Below are 22261 nucleotides of genomic sequence, written 5' to 3'. Positions count from 1 at the left end.
CCTGAGTCCCATGCCCGACAACCCGAGACCCGCCCGTCAGCGGATGGGTCGAGCCCTGCGGCAGAGCGGTCGGGGGGCCCGATGGCTGACGCGGGGAACGAGGGCACACCCCGACGTCGCGGCGACCCTGCTCGCCGTCCTGATGTTCATCATCGGCTGGTCGACGATCTCGCAGAGCCATGCCGTCACCGCCTCGGTCATGCCGCTCCTCGCGGCGATGTCGGTGGCGCCGCTGCTCATCATGCGGCGGGCCCCCTTCGTCGCGTGGGTGGTGAGCGCGGTCGGAGCCCTCGTGTGGATCCCGTTGCCTCGCCTGGCGGACGCGCCGATGCCGTGGCCGGTCGTGCACTTCCTCATCCTGCTCGCCGCGATCCTCGTCGCCGCGATGTACGCGCAGCTGCGCCTGGTCGCCGCGGTCCTCGCGGGCTCGGTCCTGCTCTTCCTCGCCGCGATGCCCGACGGCATGAAGCCGTGGGCGCTCGGCGCCGCGATCATCGTGGCCTTCGGTCTGCTCACCCGCTGGCTCGTCCTCTCCCGCCGAGCGCTTGCGGTGCAGGAGGAGGAGACCGAGGTCGAGCGCGCCCGTCGAGCCGTCGTCGAGGAGCGCAGCCGCATCGCCCGAGAGCTCCACGACGTCGTGGCCCACCACATGTCGATGGTCGTCGTGCAGGCGCAGACCGCCCCCTATCGCGTTGCCGACCTCACCCCTGAGGCGAAGGGAGAGTTCGTCGCCATCGAGGAGTCGGCGCGGGCCGCGCTGCAGGAGGTCCGCGGCGTGCTCGGGGTGCTCCGCGAGGAGGGGGCGCCCGTGCAGACGGCCCCTCAGCCGACGCTCGCCGAACTGCCCGCTCTGCTCGAGTCCTCCCGCTCCGCTGGCATGGATCTCTCGTGGCACCTCGGCCTGCCCCACGAGGACTGCCCGCCCGGCACCGGGCTCGTCCTGCACCGGGTGCTCCAGGAGTCGCTCGCCAACGCCAGCCGGCACTCGCCGGGCGCGAGCGTCCGGGTCGACCTCGTGCGCGTCCACCCGGCTGACGCTCCCGCGGGTGCCCTGCTCACGGTGGCGACCTCCCCTTCGTCCTCGGCGGGCAGCCGGGAGCGGGGTGGAGGCAATGGCATCCCGGGCATGCGCACCCGGGTGGAGGCCGTCGGCGGGACCCTCACCGCCGGGCCGACCGCCGAGGGTGGTTTCGCGGTGACCGCGAGTGTGCCGCTCACCGACCGACCGCGGCTGGGAGAGTAGACGCATGACGATCTCGGTGGTCATCGTCGACGACCAGGCGATGGTGCGGCAGGGCTTCGGCGCGCTGCTCGACGCCCAGCCGGACATCAGTGTCGTCGGCGAAGCCGCGGACGGGGCACTCGGTGTCCGCGAGGTCGCCCGACTGGCACCTGACGTCGTCCTCATGGACGTGCGCATGCCGGAGGTCAACGGGCTCGAGGCCGCTGCGACGATCCTGTCCTCGCCGAGCCCCACACGTCCGCGGGTCCTCATGCTCACGACCTTCGACATCGACGACTACGTCTACGAGGCGCTGCGTCTGGGGGCGAGCGGATTCATGCTCAAGGACGCGCCCGCCGAGGAGCTGGTGCGCGCGGTGCGGGTCGTCGCGGCCGGGGACCAGCTGTTGGCGCCGAGCATCACCCGGCGACTCATCGAGGAGTCCACCCGACGTCGCGGCACGGTGCCCCGCCGCTCGCCCCGGCTCGAGCAGCTGACGGCCCGCGAGCACGAGGTCCTGGGGCTCGTCGCGGCCGGGTTGTCCAACGCCGAGATCGCCGGTCAGCTCTTCCTCGCCGAGCAGACGGTCAAGACGCACGTGTCGCGGATGCTCACCAAGCTGGCCCTGCGCGACCGGGCCCAGGCGGTCGTCTTCGCCTACGAGCACGGGGTCGTCGTCCCTGGGCAGTGAGTCCGGGCAATATCCGCGGCCTCCCCGGCGTTGACCGGGTCAGACCACTCGCACACGTCAGGAGCGCACATGAGCGTCAGCACGTCCACCGGCAGCGTCATCGAGATCGGCCACCCGTGGCGTGGTGTCGGCCCCTTCCTCTTCGCGGTGCACCACCTCGACGCCTACCCGCGCGGCAACGCCGACCTGGGCCCGGCGCAGGACATCTCGGACCGTCCGATCGGACAGGACTTCGGCAACCCGTCGGGCTGGAGCATGTACCACGGTGAGCAGGTCCCGGGCTTCCCCGCGCACCCGCACCGAGGCTTCGAGACGATCACGCTCGTGCGTCGCGGCGTCGTCGACCACGCCGACTCCACGGGCGCGACGGCCCGCTTCGGCGGCGGCGATGTGCAGTGGGTGACCGCCGGTCACGGCGTGAGCCACTCCGAGATGTTTCCGCTGCTCGAGCAGGACGTCGACAACCCCTTCGAGCTCTACCAGATCTGGCTCAACCTCCCGGCCCGCAGCAAGGGCGTTGACCCGGAGTTCAGGATGCTCTGGCACGAGGACATCCCGGTGATCGAGCGCGACGGAGCCCGCGTGACGGTTGTCTCCGGTGCCTACGAGGACCTCGCCCCGTTGGACCCGCCCGTGGCCTCCTGGGCGGCGGACCCGGCCTCCGATGTCGCAGTCTGGCTCGTCGACCTCGAGCCCGGCGCCTCGATCACGCTGCCTGCCACCCGGCGGGGCGAGACGCAGCGGCTGCTCTACGTGCACGGCGAGGACGGTGTCCACATCGACGGGACGTCCGTTGCCTCGGGAGCCGGCTGGGCCCCGGTCGCCGGTGCGGCGCCGACGGTCACCGCCGGCGACCAGCCGTCGGTCGTCCTCGTCCTGCAGGGCGTCGACCTCGGCGAGCCGGTGGCGGCCCACGGCCCCTTCGTCATGAACACGCAGGCCGAGATCGTCCAGGCCTTCGAGGACTACCAGCGCACCGAGTTCGGTGGCTGGGGCTGGGACAGCCGCTCGCCGGTGCACCCGCGCGACACCCCGCGCTTCGCCACCTACGGCGACGGGCGCACGGAGTGCCCGGGTGATCAGGCCAGCTGAGCGGCCAGCGCCTCGGGATCGGTGACCGGTCGGTCGCAGACGAATCCGCGGCACACGTAGGCCGCCGCTCGCCCGTCGACGAGCGGCCGGTCGGCGAGCAGCGGCTCACCCGGCGCATCGGGTGAGCCGGTCACGATGACCAGACCGGGGGAGGAGCTCGCTTCGGCCACCTGACGAAGGGGGCCGTCCTCCCCTTCGCCGACGATCGCCACCTGCAGCGGCCCGGTGAGCATCGCCTCGGCGACGGCCAGGCCCCAGCCGGCAAAGCGCGGGTCGTGCGTGATGATCCGCGACTGCGAGGCGATGGCCTCCTCCGCGAGGGAGCGGTGCGCGGTGTCGCCGGTGAGTGCGGAGTGGGTGAGCAGCGCCCCGGCGATGGCAGAGACGCCCGCGGGCTCGGCGTTGTCGGTGCGGCCGCGCGGGCGGGTGATGAGGGCCTCGCCGTCGTGCGCCGTGTCGTGCCAACCCTCCTCGTCGTGGAAGAGCTCGCGGGCCAGCTCGATGATCTCGCCGGCGCGGGTGAGCCAGAGGGTGTCGCCCGTGGCCCGGTGCAGCGCCAGCAGGCCCTCGGCGAGGTTGCCGTGGTCGTCGAGCACGGCGGGCGCCTCGCCCACGCGACCGGCGAGCGAGGTGCGACGCAGGCGGCCGTCGACCAGATGGGTGTCGAGGACGAGTCGCGCTGCGGCAGAGGCGGCCTCGACCAGCTCGGGGCGACCCAGCGTGACGCCGGTGTCGGCGAGGGCGGCGATCGCCAGGCCGTTCCAGGTCGTCACGACCTTGCCGTCGAGTGCCGGCTGCGGCCGGCTGTCCCGGGCGGCGAGCAGGCGCACCCGCACGTCCTCCCACCAGGCCGGGTCGCCGGGGTCCCGGAGGAGCTGGAGCGTCGACGCGCCGTGCTCGAAGGTCCCCTCGGGCGTCGCCTCGAGCAGCTCGGCTGCCCGGCGCCCGTCGGCCTCGCCGAGGACCTCGACGAGCTGCGCGGGTGTCCACACATAGGTGGCTCCTTCGACGCTGTGCCCGTCGACGAGGGTGTCCGCGTCGAGGGCGGAGGCGAAGCCCCCTTCGGCCGTGCGCAGGTCACGCAGCAGGAAGTCGGCGGTCGACCCGGCCACGCGGGCCGCGAGCTGCGAGCCGGTCTGCCGGTGCCAGTGGGCGTAGACCCGCAGCAGCAGCGCGTTGTCGTAGAGCATCTTCTCGAAGTGGGGGACCACCCAGTCGGCGTCGACGCTGTAGCGCGCGAAGCCGCCGGCGAGCTGGTCGTGGATGCCCCCGCGCGCCATCGCCTCGAGGGTGCGCTCGGCCATGGCCAAGGCGTCGGCGTCATCGGTGCGCGCGTGGTGGCGCAGCAGGTGCTCCAGGGTCATCGACGGGGGGAACTTGGGCGCCCCACCGAAGCCGGCCCGCGCATCGTCGAAGGTCTTGCGCAGCGAGTGCACCGCCAGCGCGACCTGCTCGTCCTCGATGCGGGAGCCGGGACCCGGGTCGGCGATGCCGGACAGCTGGGAGGCGATGCTCGTCGCGCTCGCCGTGAGGCGCTCGCGGTCCTCGCGCCATGCGGTGCCGGCCGCGTCGAGCAGCTGCATGAGCTGTGGCTTGGGCAGGTAGGTGCCGGCGAAGAAGGGCTCGCCGTCGGGGGTGACGAGCACCGTCATCGGCCACCCGCCCTGCCCGGTCATCGCCTGGGTCGCGAGCATGTAGACGGCGTCGACGTCGGGTCGCTCCTCGCGGTCGACCTTGATGCTCACCCAGCCCTGCGCGAGGGCCGCGGCCACCTGCTCGTCCTCGAAGCTCTCGTGCGCCATGACGTGGCACCAGTGGCAGGCGGCGTAGCCGACGGACAGGAAGATCGGGACATCGCGCCGCCGCGCCTCGGCGAAGGCGTCGTCGCTCCACTCCCACCAGTCGACCGGGTTGTCGGCGTGCTGGCGCAGGTAGGGGGAGAGGCTGTCGGCGAGTCGGTTGGCCATGCCCCCACGCTCTCACCTGCACCAAGGACGAAGGGGGGTGCCCGGCAGCGTTGTGGGCGCTTGTCGTCGTTGTGGTCACCTGGTTGCCCCGAGACGAGCAGCCAACCGCCGCTATCGACGACAGGCTCCGCCCCCTTCGCGCCCTGTGGAGAACTCGGGCCGCTCCTGAGCCGTAGCGACGACGATGGCGGGCATGCACCCCGTCATCCGTGCCGCTCTGGACGCAGGCCGCGGCGTCACCACCGGGTCCGAGCTGCTCCGGCGCGGAGCCGGCCGTCGCGACGTCGAGCGCGCCGTGGGCGCCGGTGACGTCGTGCGGGTCCGTCGCAATGCCCTCGTGGAGGGGAGTCTCTGGACGGAGTCCAAGCCGTGGGAACGCCACGAGCTGCGGGCGCTGGCCGTGGCCGGCGCACTCGGCAGCACGCCACCTCTGGTCCTCACCCACCACAGCGCCCTCGCGGTCCGCGGCATCGAGGTGCACGGCGTCGACGACCGCGTGCACGTGGCGCGCATCGGTCAGGGACGCGGCCGCACCGACGCGGGCCTCGCGAGCCACCGACCCCTGGCTGAGGCACTGACGTCGAAGCACCTCGACGTCCTCACCGTCCTGCCGGCGGTGGCCTGCGTGCAGGTGGCCGCCCTCTTCGGCGCCGAGGCCGGGCTCGTGAGCGCGGACGACGCGTTGCACCGGGGGCTGCTCACCCCGCAGGACCTGCAGGCGGCAATGGCCTCCCTTCGTCCGCAGCGGTGGTCACGTGAGCCGGCCAGCATGGTGGCTCTCACCGACTCCCGGGCCGAGTCTGCGGCCGAGTCACGCACCCGGTGGGCGCTGAAGACCCTCGGCTTCCGGATGCCGGAGCCCCAGGTGGAGATCCTCGACGAGCGCGGAGAGTTCGTGGCGAGGGTCGACTTCCTCTACGCGGACATCAAGCTCGTCATCGAGGTCGACGGACGCCTCAAGTACGACACGCCGCAGGCGCTGTGGGACGAAAAGCTGCGGGAGGACCGGTTGCGCGAGCTGGGGTACACGATCGTGAGGCTGACGTGGGCCGATCTCGACGATCCCCAGGTTGTGCAGAACAAGGTTCTTCGGGGCGCGACCCGAGCGGCGGCCTGACGTCGTTGTGGGCACCTGGCCCCCCTCCTGCGGGCAACCGAGTGACGACAACGCCACCGACTGACGACAACGCCGCCGGGCTCGAAGGGGGGCAGCCGGGGCAGCCAGCCACGCGTCGACTCAGTCACCGAGCGCCTTGATCAACGCGATCGCCTGCGAGACCCGCTCGGCGTCGCCGTCCTCGGTGGCCCAGACCGCGTTGACCACCTCGCGCAGCGCGCTCACCGACCGCACGGCCTCGTCGTCCAGGCCGGCGACGTCGCAGACCACCTCGACCCGCCGGCGCACCGACCAGCGCAGCGAGGCGCCGGTGCCCATCTCCTCGACCCGGTTGGTCAGCAGGGGCGCGACCTCCCAGGCGGGGTGGCCGGTGACCGGCTTGGGGTCGATCGCGACCCAGTCGGTGCCGTCGGACAGGACGTTGCCGTAGTGCAGGTCACCGTGCAGCAGCCGCTCGCCACCGAGCGACCCCAGCGAGCGAAGGGAGCCCCTCGCCTGCTCCACGAACCTGCGGGGCAGCCCCGCGACGGCAGGACGCGCCAGGATCTCCTCGACCCACGGCACGAGCGCCGGCACCTGCGGCAGGGGAGTGACGTGCAGGTCCGCGTAGAGGCCCGCGACGACCGCGACGGACTCCTCGTCCCACTGGTCCGTGAGGTCCTGCGTGGTCAGCCGCTCCAGCAGCAGCACCGAGCGGCGTGGGTCGGCCCGCAGCAGTCGCACGGCGCCGCGACCGTCCCAGGCGCGCAGGGCCAGGTGCTCGCCGTCGGCCTCGTGGTGGGGCCAGCCGAGCTTGAGCGCGGCCGATCCCTCCGGCCCGCGGACGGGCAGCACGAGCGCGCACTGCCCGGTCATCGCCTCGCCGTCGACCGTCAGCTCCCACGCCTCGAGCACGTCGACGAGCAGGTGGGGCAGGGCAGCGACCCAGTCACTGCCGGCCGGGCCCCCTTCGGCAGGTAGTGACGAGAGGCGCGCGACGAAGCCGGCGGGCACGAGGGCCGCGGCGTCCTCGACCCTCACGGCTGGTGCTTGCCGTCCCCGTACAGCGTGGGGAGGGTCTGGGGGAAGTGCGAGCGTGAGACCTGCTCGGCGGTGGCCATCCAGTGCGTGACCTCGAGGGCGGCGTCACGGTCGCTGTCCAGCCGACCGAAACAGCCCGCGTAGGCGGCCTGCAGCCGGATGAAGCTGCCGACCACCCACTCACGCCCGGCGGCGCCGGTGACGTCCTCGGGCCGCACGTAGCCGAGGGGGAGCGGCTGTACGGCGTCGCCCGCGGCCGTCGTCTGGCGGATGCTCAGGGCCGCCAGCTCCTGGCTGGCGGTGAGCGCGGCCTTGGCGACCGCGCCGGTGGTCTGGCCGGCCACGACCTCGAGGGCGTACATCGTCGCCCGGGTGGCGTCGAGGGCGGTGGTGGCGACCGCACCGGCGGACCAAGCGCCCGTGCCGGGAGGGGTCCACAGGGCGGCCTTGGCGCCGACGGGGGAGACGATGCGCTCGGTGGCGGTGAGCTGCCCGACGAGGCGCAGCAGCCCGGGGCCGCACTCGCGGACCGACGCCTCGAAGGCTGCAGCCACCTCGGCCGGTGACGTCGGCGCGGTGGCACCCGCGAGGACCGCGTCGGGGACCTGGGCCCCGCGCAAGGCGGTGCGCAGCAGGTCGGCGCGCTGCGAGGAGTGCTGGGCATCGCCGCTCTCGAGGGCGCCCAGGACGGCGAGCAGGGCCGACTCGCCGGGGATCGGCTCCCGCTTGGGGACGAAGGGGATGTCCGGCGCGTCGTCCTCGAGCCGCACCCCGCAGCCCGCCAGCGTCGACGCGGAGAGCGTCAGGGCTGCAGCGAGCAGGTGGCGGCGGCTGGGTCGGGCGGGCACGCCGTTGATCTTCGCATGTCTCAGGACGCCTCGATCATGACTAGAGTGACGGGCCAGAACGGCAACTCCACACGGAAGGCTTCCCATGGCTTTGGACCACGACATCCTCGAGCAGGTGTCCGGCGCGTTGGGTGACGACTTCACCGTGGCCTCAGTGACCGTGACCCCCGCAGGCAAGCGCCGCGTCGTCCGGATCACCGTGGAGCGACCGCTGCAGGACGCAGCCGGCGACACCCCGGTCGAGGCCCTCACGCTGGACGAGGTCGCCGACGCCACCCGGCTGGTGAGCGACGCGCTGGACGAGGGCGACCTGCTGGGCAGCCAGCCGTACACGCTCGAGGTGAGCACCCCCGGCACCGACCGTCCGCTCACCGAGCCGATGCACTTCCGCCGCGCCGTCAGCCGCCTCGTCGAGCTCACCCTTCGAGGCGACTCCGTCGCACCTCAGGGAGCGGGCGCCGACGGGTCCGTGACCGGCCGCGTCCTCGCGACGAGCGCCGACGGGGTCGACCTCGAGATCGCGGGCACCAAGCAGCAGGCGCCGCGCACCGAGCACATCCCCTTCGCCGACATCACCAAGGGCGTCGCCCAGGTGGAGTTCAACCGACCCCATGGCGCACCCGACGCCGACGAGACCAAGGACTGACCCATGGACATCGACATCCACGCCCTCAAGGCCCTCGAGCGCGAGCGCGAGATCCCCTTCGACATCCTCGTCGACGCCATCGAGGCGGCCCTGCTGGGTGCCTACCACCGCACCGAGGGCGCCTTCAAGAACGCCCGCGCCGAGCTCGGCCGCAAGGACGGTCACGTCGTCGTGTGGGCCCGTGAGGAGACCCTCGTCGAGGAGGAGGTCCCCGTCGAGGTGGACGAAGGGGAGGACCTGCCCCTCGATGTGGAGGGCAAGCCGCTGATGCGCACCCGCACCCGGCGCGAGCTGGGTCCGGAGTTCGACGACACCCCGACCAACTTCGGTCGCGTCGCCGCCGCGACGGCCCGTCAGGTCATCACCCAGCGGATGCGCGACCTCGAGGACGAGGCCGTCATGGGCGACTTCCGCGGGCGCGAGGGCGACATCGTCGCCGGCGTGATCCAGCAGAGCTCCAACCCGCGCAACGTCCTGGTGGACTTCGGCACGGTCGAGGGCTTCCTCCCTTCGGCCGAGCAGGTCCCGGGTGAGGTCTACAAGCACGGTGACCGGATCCGCGTCTACGTCGTCTCGGTCAAGCGCGGCATGCGTGGGCCCGAGATCGGCCTGTCGCGCACCCACCCCAACCTCGTGCGGCAGCTCTTCGCGATGGAGGTCCCCGAGATCGCCGACGGCTCGGTCGAGATCGCAGCGCTGGCCCGAGAGGCCGGTCACCGCACCAAGATCGCCGTCCACACCAAGATCCCCGGCCTCAACGCCAAGGGCGCGTGCATCGGTGCGATGGGCGCTCGGGTCCGGGCCGTGATGAGCCACCTGCAGGACGAGAAGATCGACATCGTCGACTACTCCGAGGACCCGCAGCAGTTCATCGCCGCGGCGCTCTCGCCGTCCAAGGTCGTGTCCGTGACGATCGTCGACCCCAAGCTGCGCTCCGCGCGCGTCGTCGTCCCTGACTACCAGCTCTCGCTCGCCATCGGCAAGGAGGGCCAGAACGCCCGACTGGCGGCCAAGCTCACCGGCTGGCGCATCGACATCCGCCCGGACACCGCACCGGACTCGAGCGGGGGAGTCGCCGTCCCCGGTCAGCCGGGCGCGTGACCGAGACGGACCCGGCAGGCGCTAGACTGTCGGAGGTCGACCGGGCTGGACTCCAGTCCGACGCCACTCCTGCGGGTCCCATCAGGACCTGCATCGGGTGTCGTGGACGGGATAGCCGGTCGACACTGCTGCGCATCGTCGTGGTGACGGACGACCGTGGGGAGACCACGGCCGCGCCGGATCCACGCAAGTGCTTGCCGGGTCGTGGGGCATGGCTCCATCCCGACATCGCCTGTCTGGACCTCGCCGTCCGGCGGCGGGCCCTCTCCCGAGCCTTCCGGCAACGGGTCGAGGGGACCGACGCCCTTCGTGCCTGGATCCAGGACGTGGGCAGCAGCCAGCAATGACGACCAAGTTCGCAGAAGCAACCGAGAGCGGGTTTGACGCTGATGAGCACCCGATGAGTACTCAGCAATGAGCATTCACCTCAACTGACGACGGTCCGCGCCTTCATCCGGTACGGACCAGATGAAGGAGAAACGTGGCTAAGGTCCGTGTCCATGAGCTCGCCAAGGAGCTCGGGGTTTCCAGCAAGGCCCTCCTCGCCCACCTGGGCGACATGGGGGAGTTCGTGAAGTCGGCGAGCTCGACGATCGAGGCGCCTGTCGTGCGTCGGGTGAAGGACAACCCGCCCGCCGCCGACCCCAAGGCGAAGAAGGCCGCGGCCAAGCCGGCTCCGGCTGGCAAGCCCGGTCCCAAGCCGGCGGCGACGCCGGTTGCCGAGGCACCTGCGGCACCCGCTGCACCGCAGCCGTCCGCATCCACCCCCGGCCCCGCGGCCCCGTCGGCAGCGCCGACGCCCGGCCCCAAGGCCCCCACCCCCCGTCCGCAGGCACCCAAGGCGCCTGCGGCCCCCGCGACCCCGGAGCCGGCTGCCCAGGCACCCGCCGCCGAGGCTCCGGCTGCTCCCGAGGCGCCCGCCGCCCCGGAGAAGCCGGCCGCCTCCGCGACCCCGGGCCCCAAGCCGGCCACCCCCGGCCCCAAGCCCCCGGCCGCCAAGACGCCGGCCGCCAAGCCGGGCGGTCCGCGTCCGGGCAACAACCCCTTCTCGTCCAGCCAGGGCATGGGGACCCGTCGCGAGGGCGGCAGCTCCCGTCCGGGCAACAACCCCTTCGCGTCCAGCCAGGGCATGCCCCGTCCGGGTCAGCGTCCCGCTGCTCGCGGCGGTGCCCCCGCAGGCGCCGGTGGACCGCGTCCGCCGGCCGGTGCTGGTGGTCCCCGTCCCGCTGCCGGTGCTCCGCGCCCCGGTGGTGCCCGTCCGTCGCCCGGCATGATGCCGGCCAGCTCGGCCGTCCCGCGGCCGGGTGAGCGTCCCGGCGGCCGTGGTGGCCCCGGTGCCGGTCGTGGCCGTCCCGGTGCTGCTGGCGCCGGTGCTCGTCCCGGTGGCGGTGGCCCCGGTGGCTACCGCGGCGGTCCCGGTGGCCGTGGAGGCACCCAGGGTGCCTTCGGTCGCGGTGGCGGCAAGCGCAAGCAGCGCAAGAGCAAGCGCGCGAAGCGGGCAGAGTTCGAGCAGATGTCGGCACCGTCGATCGGTGGCGTGATCGTCCCCCGCGGCAACGGCTCGACCGTGATCCGCATCCGTCAGGGCGCATCGCTGAACGACTTCGCCGAGAAGATCGATGCGAACCCCGCATCGCTGGTCACCGTGCTGTTCAACCTCGGTGAGATGGCCCCGGCTACGCAGTCCCTCGACGAGGTCACCTTCCAGCTGCTCGGAGCCGAGCTCGGCTACGTCATCGAGATGGTCTCCCCGGAGGAAGAGGAGCGCGCGCTCTTCGACGCCTACAACGTCAACCTCGACATCGGCCTCGAGCACGAGGACGACGAGGACCTGGTGGCTCGTCCGCCGGTCATCACCGTCATGGGTCACGTCGACCACGGCAAGACGCGTCTCCTCGACGCGATCCGCAAGGCCGACGTCGGCTCGGGGGAGACCGGTGGCATCACGCAGCACATCGGTGCCTACCAGATCCACACCGAGCACGAGGGTGTCGAGCGGGCGCTGACCTTCCTCGACACCCCGGGTCACGAGGCCTTCACGGCCATGCGTGCCCGTGGTGCCAAGGTCACCGACATCGCGGTCCTCGTGGTCGCTGCCGACGACGGCGTCATGCCGCAGACCATCGAGGCGCTCAACCACGCCCAGGCTGCGGACGTGCCGATCGTGGTCGCGATCAACAAGATCGATGTCGAGGGCGCCGACCCGGGCAAGATCCGCGGTCAGCTCACCGAGTACAACCTCGTGGCCGAGGAGTATGGCGGCGACACGATGTTCGTCGACGTCTCCGCCAAGCAGGGGACCAACATCGACACCCTGCTCGACGCCGTCCTGCTCACGGTCGACGCCGAGCTGGACATGCGGGCCAACCCCACTCGTGACGCCCGCGGTGTCGCGATCGAGGCCAACCTCGACAAGGGCCGCGGTGCGACCGCGACCGTCCTCGTCCAGTCCGGCACGCTCCACGTCGGTGACGCGATCGTCACCGGTTCGGCCTTCGGTCGTGTGCGCGCCATGCTCGACGAGCACGGCAACACCGTCGACGAGGCGGGCCCGTCCCGCCCCGTGCAGGTCCTGGGTCTGTCCTCCGTCCCGCGTGCCGGCGACACCTTCGTCGTCGCTCCGGACGACCGGACCGCGCGCCAGATCGCTGAGAAGCGTGAGGCCGCGGACCGTCAGGCCAGCCTGGCCAAGGCGCGCAAGCGGATCAGCCTCGAGGACCTCGACCAGGTCATCGCGGCGGGCAAGATCGACACCCTCAACCTCATCCTCAAGGGTGATGTGTCGGGTTCCGTCGAGGCTCTCGAAGACGCCCTCCTGCAGATCGACGTCGGCGACGACGTGGACCTGCGGATCATCGACCGCGGCGTCGGCGCGATCACGCTCAACAACATCAACCTGGCCATGGCTTCCGAGGCGATCATCCTCGGCTTCAACGTTCGGGCCGAAGGCCAGAACGCTGACGTGGCCGAGCGCGAGGGCGTCGAGATCCGCTACTACGGCGTGATCTACCAGGCGATCGACGACATCGAGCAGGCGCTCAAGGGCATGCTCAAGCCGGAGTTCGAGGAGGTCGAGCTCGGCTCGGCGGAGATCCGCGAGATCTTCCGCTCGAGCAAGTTCGGCAACATCGCCGGCTCGATCGTCCGCAGCGGTGAGATCAAGCGTGGCTCCAAGGCACGCATCACCCGCAACGGCGTCGTCATCACCGAGGGCCTCGAGCTCACCGGTCTGCGTCGCTTCAAGGACGACGTCACCGAGGTCCGCGAGGGCTTCGAGTGCGGTATCAACCTGGGCAGCTTCAACGACGTCCAGGACGGTGACCTCATCACCACCTACGAGATGCGGGAGAAGCCGCGCGCCTGATCACGCGCACATCTTCACCGCACCACGGCGACGGGGGACGGGCAGCGACACGCTGCTCGTCCCCCTTCGTCATGGGCCCGGTGAGGTGCGGCGAGATCGGGGAGTCCTCCCCTCCGCCCAATACGGAGAAGGGAGGTGCCCTCGCATTAGGGTGTGCCTGACCGCATCATCGACATCAAGGGGAGCGATCATGACGACGCCACCACCTCCGCCCGGCGGCGGGGGCAACCAGCCCTACGACCCGACCGGCAACAACAACCCCTACCCTTCGTCGGGTTCCGGGGACGGGCCGTCCAACCCGACCTCCGGCGCGCCGAGCTATGGCTCCGCCCCGGGTTACGGATCCGCCCCCGGTGGCGGCATGCCGCCGCAGGCTCCTCCGCCGGCTGGCGGTGGGTTCCCGCAGCAGCAGGGTGGCAGCGACTCCACCAAGATCCTGTCCCTGGTCTCGATGGGCACCGGAATCGCCGGTCTCGTCCTGTGCTTCTGCTGGGCGCTGCCGATCTTCCCGATCGCCGCGCTCATCACGGGGTTCATCGCGAAGAACCAGACCAAGACCGCTCCTCGTCCCGACCTGAAGACCTTCCTCATGGTGGGTCTCATCACGGGTGCGATCGGCCTGGTCATCGCGATCCTGTACTGGATCCTCCTGGCGTCCGGGGTCATCAACCTCGACACCTACTCCAACATGAGCTAGGTCGCCCCCCTCGACGCCCCCGGTGCCATGCGCGCCGGGGGCGTCGCACTACCCACACCAGCTTCGAGCCAGGACGCCGCATGAGCACGCCACCACCCCCGCCCGGCTACGGGACGCTTCCGCCCGACCCCTACGAGCCGCAGCCGAGCCCCTACCCGAGCGGGCAGACCCCCGGCCAGCCCTACCCCGGCGCACCAGGACCCGCGGGCCCGCAGTACGGCCAGCAGCCGAACCCGTACGGGACCTCGCCGGCCCCCTACGGGTCGACGCCGGCCCCCTTCGGGGCGCCGCCGCAGCGCACCAGCACTGCGATGACCCTGGGCTATGTCTCGCTCGGCATGGGCATCTTCGCGATCCCCGCCGGGTGCTGCTGCTGGTTCCTGGCGTGGATCCCCGCGCTGGCCGCGCTGGGGACCGGCGCCTTCGGCCTGAGCGAGATCAAGAGCGACCCGTCGGCCGCAGCGGCCAAGCCCTTCCTCATCGCCGGCATCGCCCTCGGCGGGATCGGTCTCTTCCTCACGGTCGTCACCGCGGTGTGGGGCGTCGCGAGCTTCTTCGCCGGCGTCTGATCGGACCGTCGCGGCCCGTGGTGGCGCGCGCGCACGAACCTTTCGCTTACCGTTGACCACGTCCCCACCCCAGCCCCTCACGGAGGTGTGCCATGGCCGACCCGGCCCGCGCCCGCAAGATCGCCGATCGCATCCAGGAGCTCATCGCAGCCAACCTGCAGCAGATCGTCAAGGACCCCGACCTCGGGTTCGTGACGATCACCGATGTGCGCGTCACGGGTGACCTGCAGAACGCATCCGTCTTCTACACGGTCTTCGGTGACGAGGCGCAGCGTGAGCGCAGCGCCCAGGTCCTCGAGGCCAACCGGGGCAAGCTGCGCTCCTTCGTGGGCAAGCAGCTCGGCATCCGGCTCACCCCGACCCTGGAGATCCTCCCGGACGGTGTCCCGGAGAACGCCTCGCACATCGACGACCTGCTCCGGTCGGCCCGCGAGCGCGACGAGGACCTGGCCCGCTCCCGCTCCGGGGCCACGCCCGCCGGCGACGCCGACCCGTACCGCACCAAGGACGACGAAGGGGAGCAGCCGCCCCCTTCGTCCGAGGCGTGAGCGACGGCCTCGTCGTCGTCGACAAGCCGGCCGGCTGGTCGAGCCACGACGTCGTCGCCCGGGGCCGACGGCTCTACCGGACCAAGAAGGTCGGCCACGCCGGCACCCTCGACCCGATGGCCACCGGCGTGCTCGTCCTCGGGGTCGGCCGCGGCACCAAGCTGCTGACCTTCCTCGTCGGCGCCGACAAGGAGTACACGGCGACGATCCGCCTGGGTCAGGCCACGGTCACCGACGACGCCGAGGGTGAGGTCACCACCGTCGGTGACGTCGCCGGGATCGACCGCACGGCGATCGATGCGGCCGTCGCGCGCCTGACCGGCGACATCCAGCAGGTCCCGAGCTCGGTGAGCGCGATCAAGATCAAGGGGGAGCGCTCCTATGCCCGCGTCCGCGCGGGGGAGGAGGTCGACCTTCCACCGCGCCCGGTGACCGTCGCCCGCTTCGAGGTCCTCGACGTGCGCCCCGCAGACGCCGACGGGCATGCCGTGCTCGACCTCGACGTGGTCGTCGAGGTGTCCTCCGGTACCTACGTGCGGGCGCTGGCCCGCGACCTGGGCGTCGACCTGGGCAGCCACGGCCACCTCACCGCGCTGCGGCGCACCCGCGTCGGAGGCCTCACGCTCGATCACGCCCACACGCTCGAGGAGCTCGCCGCACTGCGGGACGACGCGGGTGACGAGGCGGTCATGCCGCTGACGCCGCTGGAGGAGGCGGCTGCGGCTGCCCTGACCACCCGTGCCCTGACCGAGGGCGAGGCGCGCGCACTCGGCTTCGGGCAGCGCATCGAGAGTGCCCAGCCGGGCCGCGAGGAGCCGGTCGCGGCGCTCGCGCCGGACGGATCCCTGGTCGCGGTGCTCGACGAGAGCCGGTCCACTGCCCGGGCCCACGTCGTCTTCGCGCCGGCCAGTTCGTAGAGTGTGCTCTCGTGCAGCAATGGTCATCCCCGAGTGCCACCCCGTCGCAGCTGCGGCCGTGCGTGGCGACCTTCGGCAACTTCGACGGTGTGCACCGCGGACACCGTGCCATCCTCGACGAGCTGGTCCGGCAGGCGCGTGAGCGCGACCTGCCCGCCGTCGCGGTGACCTTCGACCCCCACCCGGTGGAGGTCATGCACCCCGAGCGGGCTCCCGAGATCATCTCGCCCGGACCGCTGCGTGACGACCTGCTCGAGCAGGTCGGCGTGTCCGGGCTGCTCGTGCTGCCCTTCACCATGGAGTTCGCGCAGACCAGCGCGGTCGACTACGTCGTCGACACCTTCGTCGAGGGCCTGCAGGCGAGCGTGCTCGTCGTCGGCGCCGACACCAAGGGCTTCGGCGCCGGCTACACCGGTGACGTGGACCTGCTGCGCGAGCTCGGCGCGGAGCACGGCTTCGAGGTCGTCGTGATCGAGGACCAGGGCGACGGCGAGCGGTGGTCCTCCTCGGCCGTGCGCACCCACCTGTCCGCCGGAGAGGTCGGCGAGGCAGCCGTGATCCTGGACCGCCCCCACCGGGTCGTCGGCACGGTCGTCCACGGCTTCCACCGCGGACGGGAGCTCGGCTACCCCACGGCCAACCTGGGCAGCGACAGCCTCGGCCTCATCCCCGCAGACGGCGTCTACGCCGGGTGGCTCGTCCGGCTCGACCTGCCCGAGGGCAGCGCCGACCGGCGGCTGCCGGCCGCGATCTCCGTCGGCACCAACCCGACCTTCGACCAGCAGGTCCGGGTCGTCGAGTCCTACGTGCTCGACCGCACCGACCTCGACCTCTACGGGGAGCGGGTGGCCGTCGACTTCGTCGAGCACGTGCGCCCGACCCTGAAGTTCGACTCCATCGACGAGCTGCTCGTCGCCATGGCCCGCGACGTCGAGCTGACCCGGACCTTCCTCGGCCTCCCGCCGACCGCACGACCTTAAGGCCGTGCGGGCCGAAGGGGGGTTCGCGCGGCAGCTGGCGCGCTCCGACCTCGTGCTCATCGCCGCGGCCCTGATCGCTTCGGGGCTGGGCGCGGTGCTCGTCCACTCCGCCACCAGTGCCGACTCCGGCTCGGCCTACCTCGTACGGCACCTGCTCAACCTCGGTATCGGGTTGCTCCTCGCCCTGCTCGTCGTCCGGCTGGACCGGTCGGTGCTGCGGACACTCGCCCCCTTCGTCTATCTCGCGGGGGTCCTCGGGCTGGGGCTCGTGCTCACGCCGCTCGGTTCCGAGATCAATGGCTCCCGATCCTGGATCCAGCTGCCGGGAGGCTTCTCGGTCCAGCCCAGCGAGCTGGCCAAGGTCGGGCTCTGCGTGGCCCTGCCGATGCTGCTGGCGCCGGCAGCCGAGCGCCGGCAACGGCCGAGGGCCCGCGAGATCCTCCTGGCGGGCGCCGTCACGGGAGTCCCGGTCCTGCTCGTCATGGCGCAGCCGGACCTCGGCTCGGCGCTCGTGCTCGTCGCCCTGGCACTCGGTGTACTCGTCGTCTCGGGAGCCGCGTGGCCGTGGCTCGCCGGGGTGCTGCTCGCGGGGGTCGCGGCGGTGACCGCGGCCTTCACGACGCCGCTGCTCAGCCCCTACCAGCGTGACCGGCTCACCGCCTTCCTCGACCCGGCCGCCGATCCGCTCGGCATCGGGTACCAGACCCAGCAGGTGCGCCGGGCGATCGCCGGCGGTGGCTGGGGTGGTCAGGGCCTGCACACGGGCGATCTGACGAGCTCGGGTGCCATCCCCTTCCAGGAGACAGACTTCGTCTTCTCCGCAGCAGGGGAAGAGCTGGGCTTCGTCGGTGCAGCCTTCGTCGTGCTGCTGCTCGGGCTCCTCGTCGGGCGCATCGCGCTGGCCGGGACACGCACCGAGGACCCCTTCGTCCGGCTCGTCTGCTGGGCGGTCGCGGCGTGGTTCGCCGTCCAGTCGGTGGAGAACATCGGGATGAATCTCGGTCTGCTTCCCGTCACGGGTCTCCCGCTGCCCTTCCTGTCCTATGGGGGCTCGTCGATGTTTGCGTGCTGGGCGGGCGTCGGCATCGTCATCGCCGTGGCGAGGCCACCGGGACGCGTGCGCGCCTGACCCCCCCTTGGTTACCAATCGGTCACCTAGTGGACAGACGGTGACAGGGGGGCCCTGCGTGGTGGATGATGCGCCCATCACCCGCAGCCCACGAAGGAGTGGACTCCCAGTGTCCGATCCCCGCCCCACCCGCGCTTCCGATGAGACCTTCGACGCCAGTGCCTTCGAGGACCGAGCTCCGTCCGTCGGTCACCTGCTGCGCCAGCGCATCGCCGACACACCCGACAACATCGCCTACTCCTACCCCTCCGGGGTCGCCTGGGCCGAGCTGACCTGGGCCCAGATCGGGGAGCGTGTCTGGGCCCTGGCCGCCGGCCTCGTCGAGCTCGGTGTCCAGCCCGAGGACCGGGTGGCCCTCGCCTCGAGCACCCGCATCGAGTGGGTGCTCGCGGACTACGCGATCATGGCCGCGGGCGCCGCGACGACGACGATCTACCCGACGTCGATCAGCGATGACGTCGCTTTCATCACCGACAACTCCGGGTCCAAGCTCGTCATCGCCGAGGACGCAGACCAGGTCGACAAGCTGCGCGAGGTGCGTGACGCCATCCCCGGCGTGACCCACGTGGTGGCGATCGACACCGACGGCGTCGACCTCGACGACTGGGTGATCTCCTTCGAGGACGTCGAGGCACGCGGCGCCGCCGCCCTCGCCGCCGACCCCGGGGTCGTCGACGCCCGCATCGACGGCACGGGTCCCTCGTCGCTGGCGACGATCATCTACACCTCGGGAACGACGGGCCGGCCCAAGGGCGTGCGCCTGCGCCACGACACCTGGACCTACCAGGGTGCCGCGATCCGCGCGACCGGCATGCTCTCGGCCGAGGACGTCCACTACCTCTGGCTCCCGCTCTCGCACGTCTTCGCCAAGGTCCTGCTGCTCATCAGCACCGACGTCGGCATGCAGACCGCGGTCGACGGGCGCATCGACAAGATCGTCGACAACCTCGGCGAGGTCCGACCGACCTTCATGGCCGCGGCGCCGCGCATCTTCGAGAAGGTCTACGGCAAGATCTCGCTGGGCATGGAGGAGGAAGGGGGCGCCAAGGCCAAGATCTTCGACTTCGCCTCCAAGGCCGCCCGCGACTACTCCCGGGCGCTCTCCGACAACCGCACGCCGGGCCTCCTGCTCGGCGTCAGGCACAAGATCGCCGACAAGCTGGTCTTCGGCAAGGTGCGGGACCGCTTCGGTGGTCGGGTGCGCTTCTTCATCTCCGGGTCGGCGGCCCTCAACCGGGACATCGCCGACTGGTTCAACGGCGCGGGCCTGCCGATCCTGGAGGGCTACGGCCTGACCGAGACGTCGGCGGCTGCCACGGTCAACCGGCCCTACGCCCTTCGTGTCGGCACGGTCGGGTGGCCCACCCCCCAGACGGAGATCAAGATCGCCGAGGACGGCGAGATCCTCATCCGCGGCGAGCACGTCATGGAGGGGTACCACAACAACCCCGAGGCCACGGCCGAGGTGCTCACCGAGGACGGCTGGTTCCACTCGGGCGACATCGGCGAGGTCGACGCCGACGGCTTCCTGAAGATCACCGACCGCAAGAAGGACCTCTTCAAGACGAGCAACGGCAAGTACGTGGCCCCCTCGATCATCGAGTCGACCTTCAAGGGCCTGTGCCCGTATGTCGGTCAGTTCCTCGTCCACGGCGAGAGCCGCCAGTTCGTGACGGCGCTGATCACCCTCGACGAGGAGGCCATCAAGCCCTGGGCCGAGGCCAACGGCCTGCCCGACGCCAGCTACACCGAGATCGTCTCCTCGCTCCAGGCGCGCGAGATGGTCCAGTCCTACGTCGACGAGCTCAACGCCGGACTCAACCGGCACGAGCAGATCAAGAAGTTCCACATCCTCGGCCGTGACCTGACGGTCGAGGACGGCGAGCTGACGCCGAGCCTGAAGATGCGCCGCAAGGTCGTCGCGGACAAGTTCAAGGGCGACATCGAGGAGATGTACCCGAGCTGACGGGCGTCGCAGGGGACGGACGAGGTCGAGGGTGCCCCGACTCAGGGAGTGAGGAACGAACGACCTAGGGGCACCCTCGATCCTCGTCCGGACCTACGCACAGGTGAAGTCGTTTGGGTGAGGTTCTCGACCCCCGTACCCTTGGCCCATGTCCGGTGAGTCGATCTTCAGCGCCCTCGAGCCTTTGCTCGAGAAGGTGAGCAAGCCCATCCAGTACGTCGGGGGCGAGCTCAACTCCACCGTCAAGGACTGGCACGTCGGTGGCCACGGCCCCGATGGCGAGGACCTCACGGTCCGCTGGGCCCTGATGTACCCCGACGCCTACGAGGTCGGCGTCCCCAACCAGGGCGTGATGATCCTCTACGAGGTGCTCAACGAGCGCCCCGACGCCCTCGCCGAGCGCAGCTACGCCGTCTGGCCCGACATGGAGGCCCTGCTCCGCGAGCACGGGCTGCCGCAGTTCACCGTCGACGGGCACCGCCCGATCGGCGACTTCGACGTCTTCGGCCTGAGCTTCTCGACCGAGCTCGGCTACACCAACATGCTCACCGCGCTCGACCTGGCCGGCATCCCGCTGCATGCGGCCGACCGCACCGACGAGCACCCGATCGTCGTCATGGGCGGGCACGCCTCCTTCAACCCCGAGCCGGTCGCCGACTTCATCGACGCCGCGATCGTCGGCGACGGCGAGGAGGCCGTGCTCGCGGCGACCGACATCATCAGCGAGTGGAAGGCCCGCGGCAAGCCCGGCGGACGCGTCGAGGTGCTGCGCCGGCTGGCGGCCACCGGTGGCGTCTACGTCCCCGCCTTCTACGACGTCGACTACCTCCCCGACGGGCGCATCCAGCGCGTCGCCCCGGCCGAGACCGGCGTGCCGTGGCGCGTCGACAAGCACACCGTCATGGACCTCGACGCGTGGCCCTACCCCAAGAAGCCGCTCGTCCCGCTCGCCGAGTCCGTCCACGAGCGGATGAGCGTCGAGATCTTCCGCGGCTGCACCCGCGGCTGCCGCTTCTGCCAGGCCGGCATGATCACCCGCCCGGTGCGCGAGCGGTCCATCACCGGCATCGGCGAGATGGTCGAGGCCGGCCTGGCCGCGACCGGCTTCGAGGAGGTGGGCCTGCTCTCCCTGAGCAGCGCCGACCACACCGAGATCGGTGACATCGCCAAGGGCCTGGCCGACCGCTACGAGGGCACCAACACCGGGCTCTCCCTGCCGAGCACCCGCGTCGACGCCTTCAACATCGACCTGGCCAACGAGCTGACCCGCAACGGTCGTCGCTCAGGTCTGACCTTCGCCCCCGAGGGCGGGTCCGAGCGCATCCGCAAGGTCATCAACAAGATGGTGACCGAGGAGGACCTCATCCGGACCGTCTCGGCCGCCTACGGCGCCGGCTGGCGCCAGGTGAAGCTGTACTTCATGTGCGGCCTGCCCACCGAGACCGACGAGGACGTCCTGCAGATCGCCGAGGTGGCCAAGCGGGTCATCGAGACCGGCCGTCAGGTCGCCGGGCACAACGACATCCGCTGCACCGTCTCCATCGGTGGCTTCGTCCCCAAGCCGCACACCCCCTTCCAGTGGGCTGCTCAGCTGGGCGCCGAGGAGACCGACGCGCGGCTGTACAAGCTGCGTGATGCCATCCGTGCGGACAAGCGCTACGGCCGCTCCATCGGCTTCCGCTACCACGACGGCAAGCCGGGCATCGTCGAGGGCCTGCTCTCGCGCGGTGACCGCCGGGTCGGCCGCGTCATCGAGCAGGTCTGGCGCGATGGTGGCCGCTTCGACGGCTGGAGCGAGCACTTCTCCTACGACCGCTGGATGGCTGCGGCCGAGACCGCCTTCGAGGGCACCGGCGTCGACGTCGCCTGGTACACCACCCGCGAGCGCGAGGAGTCCGAGGTCCTGCCCTGGGACCACATCGACTCCGGCCTCGACAAGGAGTGGCTGTGGCAGGACTGGCTCGACGCGATCGACGAGACCGAGGTCGACGACTGCCGGTGGACCCCGTGCTTCGACTGCGGCGTCTGCCCGCAGATGGGGACGGACATCGAGATCGGCCCCACCGACAAGACCCTGCTGCCGCTGACCGTCCTGGGCAGCGGCCGGCAGGACATGCTGCGCTCCTGACCCCCTTCGCTCCCCGCTCGTGACAGGCTGAGCCCGACGTCACCGAGCAGGGGAGCAGGGGCATGTCGGTCACGACCGGACTCGTCATCGTGGGGGTGCTCGCCATGGTCTACGGGATCGGTTTTGCCGTCCTGCCGATGCACCACTGGCCGCAGGAGCAGCGCTCGCGCTACACCGTGTGGGGCTCAGGCCTGATCGGGATGCTCGCGCTCGCGCTCGTGGTCATCCCGTGGTTCATCCGCGGGTAGCACCCGCACTG

At 71.3% G+C, this 22261-nt stretch carries 20 protein-coding genes; 17 read left to right on the top strand and 3 right to left on the bottom strand.

Annotated elements, in window-relative coordinates:
- Positions 1-10: 10 nt before the first annotated feature.
- From EXU32_RS09365 to EXU32_RS09355, 3 genes are all read left to right on the top strand, one after another.
- Positions 11-1243, top strand: a complete 1233-nt coding sequence (locus EXU32_RS09365; protein ID WP_165399631.1) for a sensor histidine kinase — start codon at positions 11-13, stop codon at positions 1241-1243.
- Positions 1244-1247: 4 nt separating this feature from the next.
- Positions 1248-1913 carry a response regulator gene (locus EXU32_RS09360; protein WP_130629662.1) on the top strand — a complete coding sequence of 222 codons (666 nt, stop codon included), beginning with the start codon at positions 1248-1250 and terminating at the stop codon, positions 1911-1913.
- Positions 1914-1982: 69 nt separating this feature from the next.
- Complete coding sequence (locus tag EXU32_RS09355; protein ID WP_130629661.1) at positions 1983-3005, top strand: pirin family protein; 1023 nt, start codon at positions 1983-1985, stop codon at positions 3003-3005.
- On the opposite strand, the gene EXU32_RS09350 is transcribed toward EXU32_RS09355, so the two are convergent.
- On the bottom strand, positions 2993-4972 hold the full coding sequence (locus EXU32_RS09350) for a thioredoxin domain-containing protein (RefSeq protein WP_130629660.1): 1980 nt from the start codon (positions 4970-4972) through the stop codon (positions 2993-2995). The genes EXU32_RS09355 and EXU32_RS09350 overlap by 13 nt on opposite strands.
- A 193-nt stretch (positions 4973-5165) precedes the next feature.
- Between EXU32_RS09350 and EXU32_RS09345 the strand changes: the two genes are divergently transcribed.
- Positions 5166-6089: an endonuclease domain-containing protein gene (locus EXU32_RS09345; RefSeq protein WP_130629659.1), complete on the top strand. Its 924-nt coding sequence runs from the start codon at positions 5166-5168 to the stop codon at positions 6087-6089.
- Positions 6090-6209: 120 nt separating this feature from the next.
- Here the strand turns inward: EXU32_RS09345 and EXU32_RS09340 are convergent, their stop codons facing one another.
- A complete protein-coding gene (locus EXU32_RS09340) occupies positions 6210-7109 on the bottom strand; it encodes an aminoglycoside phosphotransferase family protein (protein WP_130629658.1) in 900 nt (299 codons plus the stop codon).
- Positions 7106-7957, bottom strand: coding sequence for a hypothetical protein (locus EXU32_RS09335; RefSeq protein ID WP_130629657.1), 852 nt, complete (start codon positions 7955-7957; stop codon positions 7106-7108). The genes EXU32_RS09340 and EXU32_RS09335 overlap by 4 nt, the downstream gene beginning before the upstream one ends.
- Before the next feature lie 85 nt (positions 7958-8042).
- On the opposite strand from EXU32_RS09335, the gene rimP reads away from it, so the two are divergent.
- From rimP to EXU32_RS09270, 13 genes are all read left to right on the top strand, one after another.
- Positions 8043-8603, top strand: coding sequence for a ribosome maturation factor RimP (gene rimP / locus EXU32_RS09330; RefSeq protein WP_130629656.1), 561 nt, complete (start codon positions 8043-8045; stop codon positions 8601-8603).
- 3 nt (positions 8604-8606) lie between these two features.
- The gene (gene nusA / locus EXU32_RS09325; protein WP_130629655.1) at positions 8607-9704 is read left to right on the top strand and encodes a transcription termination factor NusA; all 1098 of its coding nucleotides are present in this window, start codon (positions 8607-8609) and stop codon (positions 9702-9704) included.
- Positions 9701-10051 carry a YlxR family protein gene (locus EXU32_RS17650; RefSeq protein ID WP_130629654.1) on the top strand — a complete coding sequence of 117 codons (351 nt, stop codon included), beginning with the start codon at positions 9701-9703 and terminating at the stop codon, positions 10049-10051. Before nusA ends, EXU32_RS17650 begins: the two co-directional genes overlap by 4 nt.
- Before the next feature lie 134 nt (positions 10052-10185).
- Entirely contained in the window at positions 10186-13068 is a 2883-nt protein-coding gene (gene infB / locus EXU32_RS09315; protein WP_130629653.1) for a translation initiation factor IF-2, read from the top strand.
- Positions 13069-13258: 190 nt separating this feature from the next.
- Entirely contained in the window at positions 13259-13765 is a 507-nt protein-coding gene (locus EXU32_RS09310; protein ID WP_130629652.1) for a DUF4190 domain-containing protein, read from the top strand.
- Between the two features lie 80 nt (positions 13766-13845).
- Complete coding sequence (locus EXU32_RS09305; RefSeq protein WP_130629651.1) at positions 13846-14334, top strand: DUF4190 domain-containing protein; 489 nt, start codon at positions 13846-13848, stop codon at positions 14332-14334.
- Between the two features lie 92 nt (positions 14335-14426).
- Complete coding sequence (rbfA, locus tag EXU32_RS09300; RefSeq protein WP_130629650.1) at positions 14427-14882, top strand: 30S ribosome-binding factor RbfA; 456 nt, start codon at positions 14427-14429, stop codon at positions 14880-14882.
- Positions 14879-15799 carry a tRNA pseudouridine(55) synthase TruB gene (gene truB, locus EXU32_RS09295; protein ID WP_130629649.1) on the top strand — a complete coding sequence of 307 codons (921 nt, stop codon included), beginning with the start codon at positions 14879-14881 and terminating at the stop codon, positions 15797-15799. Before rbfA ends, truB begins: the two co-directional genes overlap by 4 nt.
- 11 nt (positions 15800-15810) lie before the next feature.
- Complete coding sequence (locus EXU32_RS09290) at positions 15811-16779, top strand: bifunctional riboflavin kinase/FAD synthetase (RefSeq protein ID WP_130629648.1); 969 nt, start codon at positions 15811-15813, stop codon at positions 16777-16779.
- Between the two features lie 4 nt (positions 16780-16783).
- Entirely contained in the window at positions 16784-17908 is a 1125-nt protein-coding gene (locus EXU32_RS09285) for an FtsW/RodA/SpoVE family cell cycle protein (RefSeq protein ID WP_130629647.1), read from the top strand.
- Positions 17909-18017: 109 nt separating this feature from the next.
- The gene (locus EXU32_RS09280) at positions 18018-19874 is read left to right on the top strand and encodes an AMP-dependent synthetase/ligase (protein WP_130629646.1); all 1857 of its coding nucleotides are present in this window, start codon (positions 18018-18020) and stop codon (positions 19872-19874) included.
- Between the two features lie 148 nt (positions 19875-20022).
- On the top strand, positions 20023-22002 hold the full coding sequence (locus EXU32_RS09275; protein WP_130629645.1) for a TIGR03960 family B12-binding radical SAM protein: 1980 nt from the start codon (positions 20023-20025) through the stop codon (positions 22000-22002).
- Between the two features lie 62 nt (positions 22003-22064).
- Positions 22065-22250 (top strand): hypothetical protein, encoded by a 186-nt coding sequence (locus tag EXU32_RS09270; RefSeq protein ID WP_130629644.1) that lies wholly within the window; start codon positions 22065-22067, stop codon positions 22248-22250.
- Positions 22251-22261: the final 11 nt, after the last annotated feature.

The sequence above is a fragment of the Janibacter limosus genome (genome assembly GCF_004295485.1).
In the GTDB taxonomy this organism is placed as follows: Bacteria; Actinomycetota; Actinomycetes; order Actinomycetales; family Dermatophilaceae; genus Janibacter; species Janibacter limosus_A.
The sequence above is the reverse complement of the archived record's forward strand: the minus strand, read 5'-3'. Positions and strand labels throughout refer to the sequence as shown.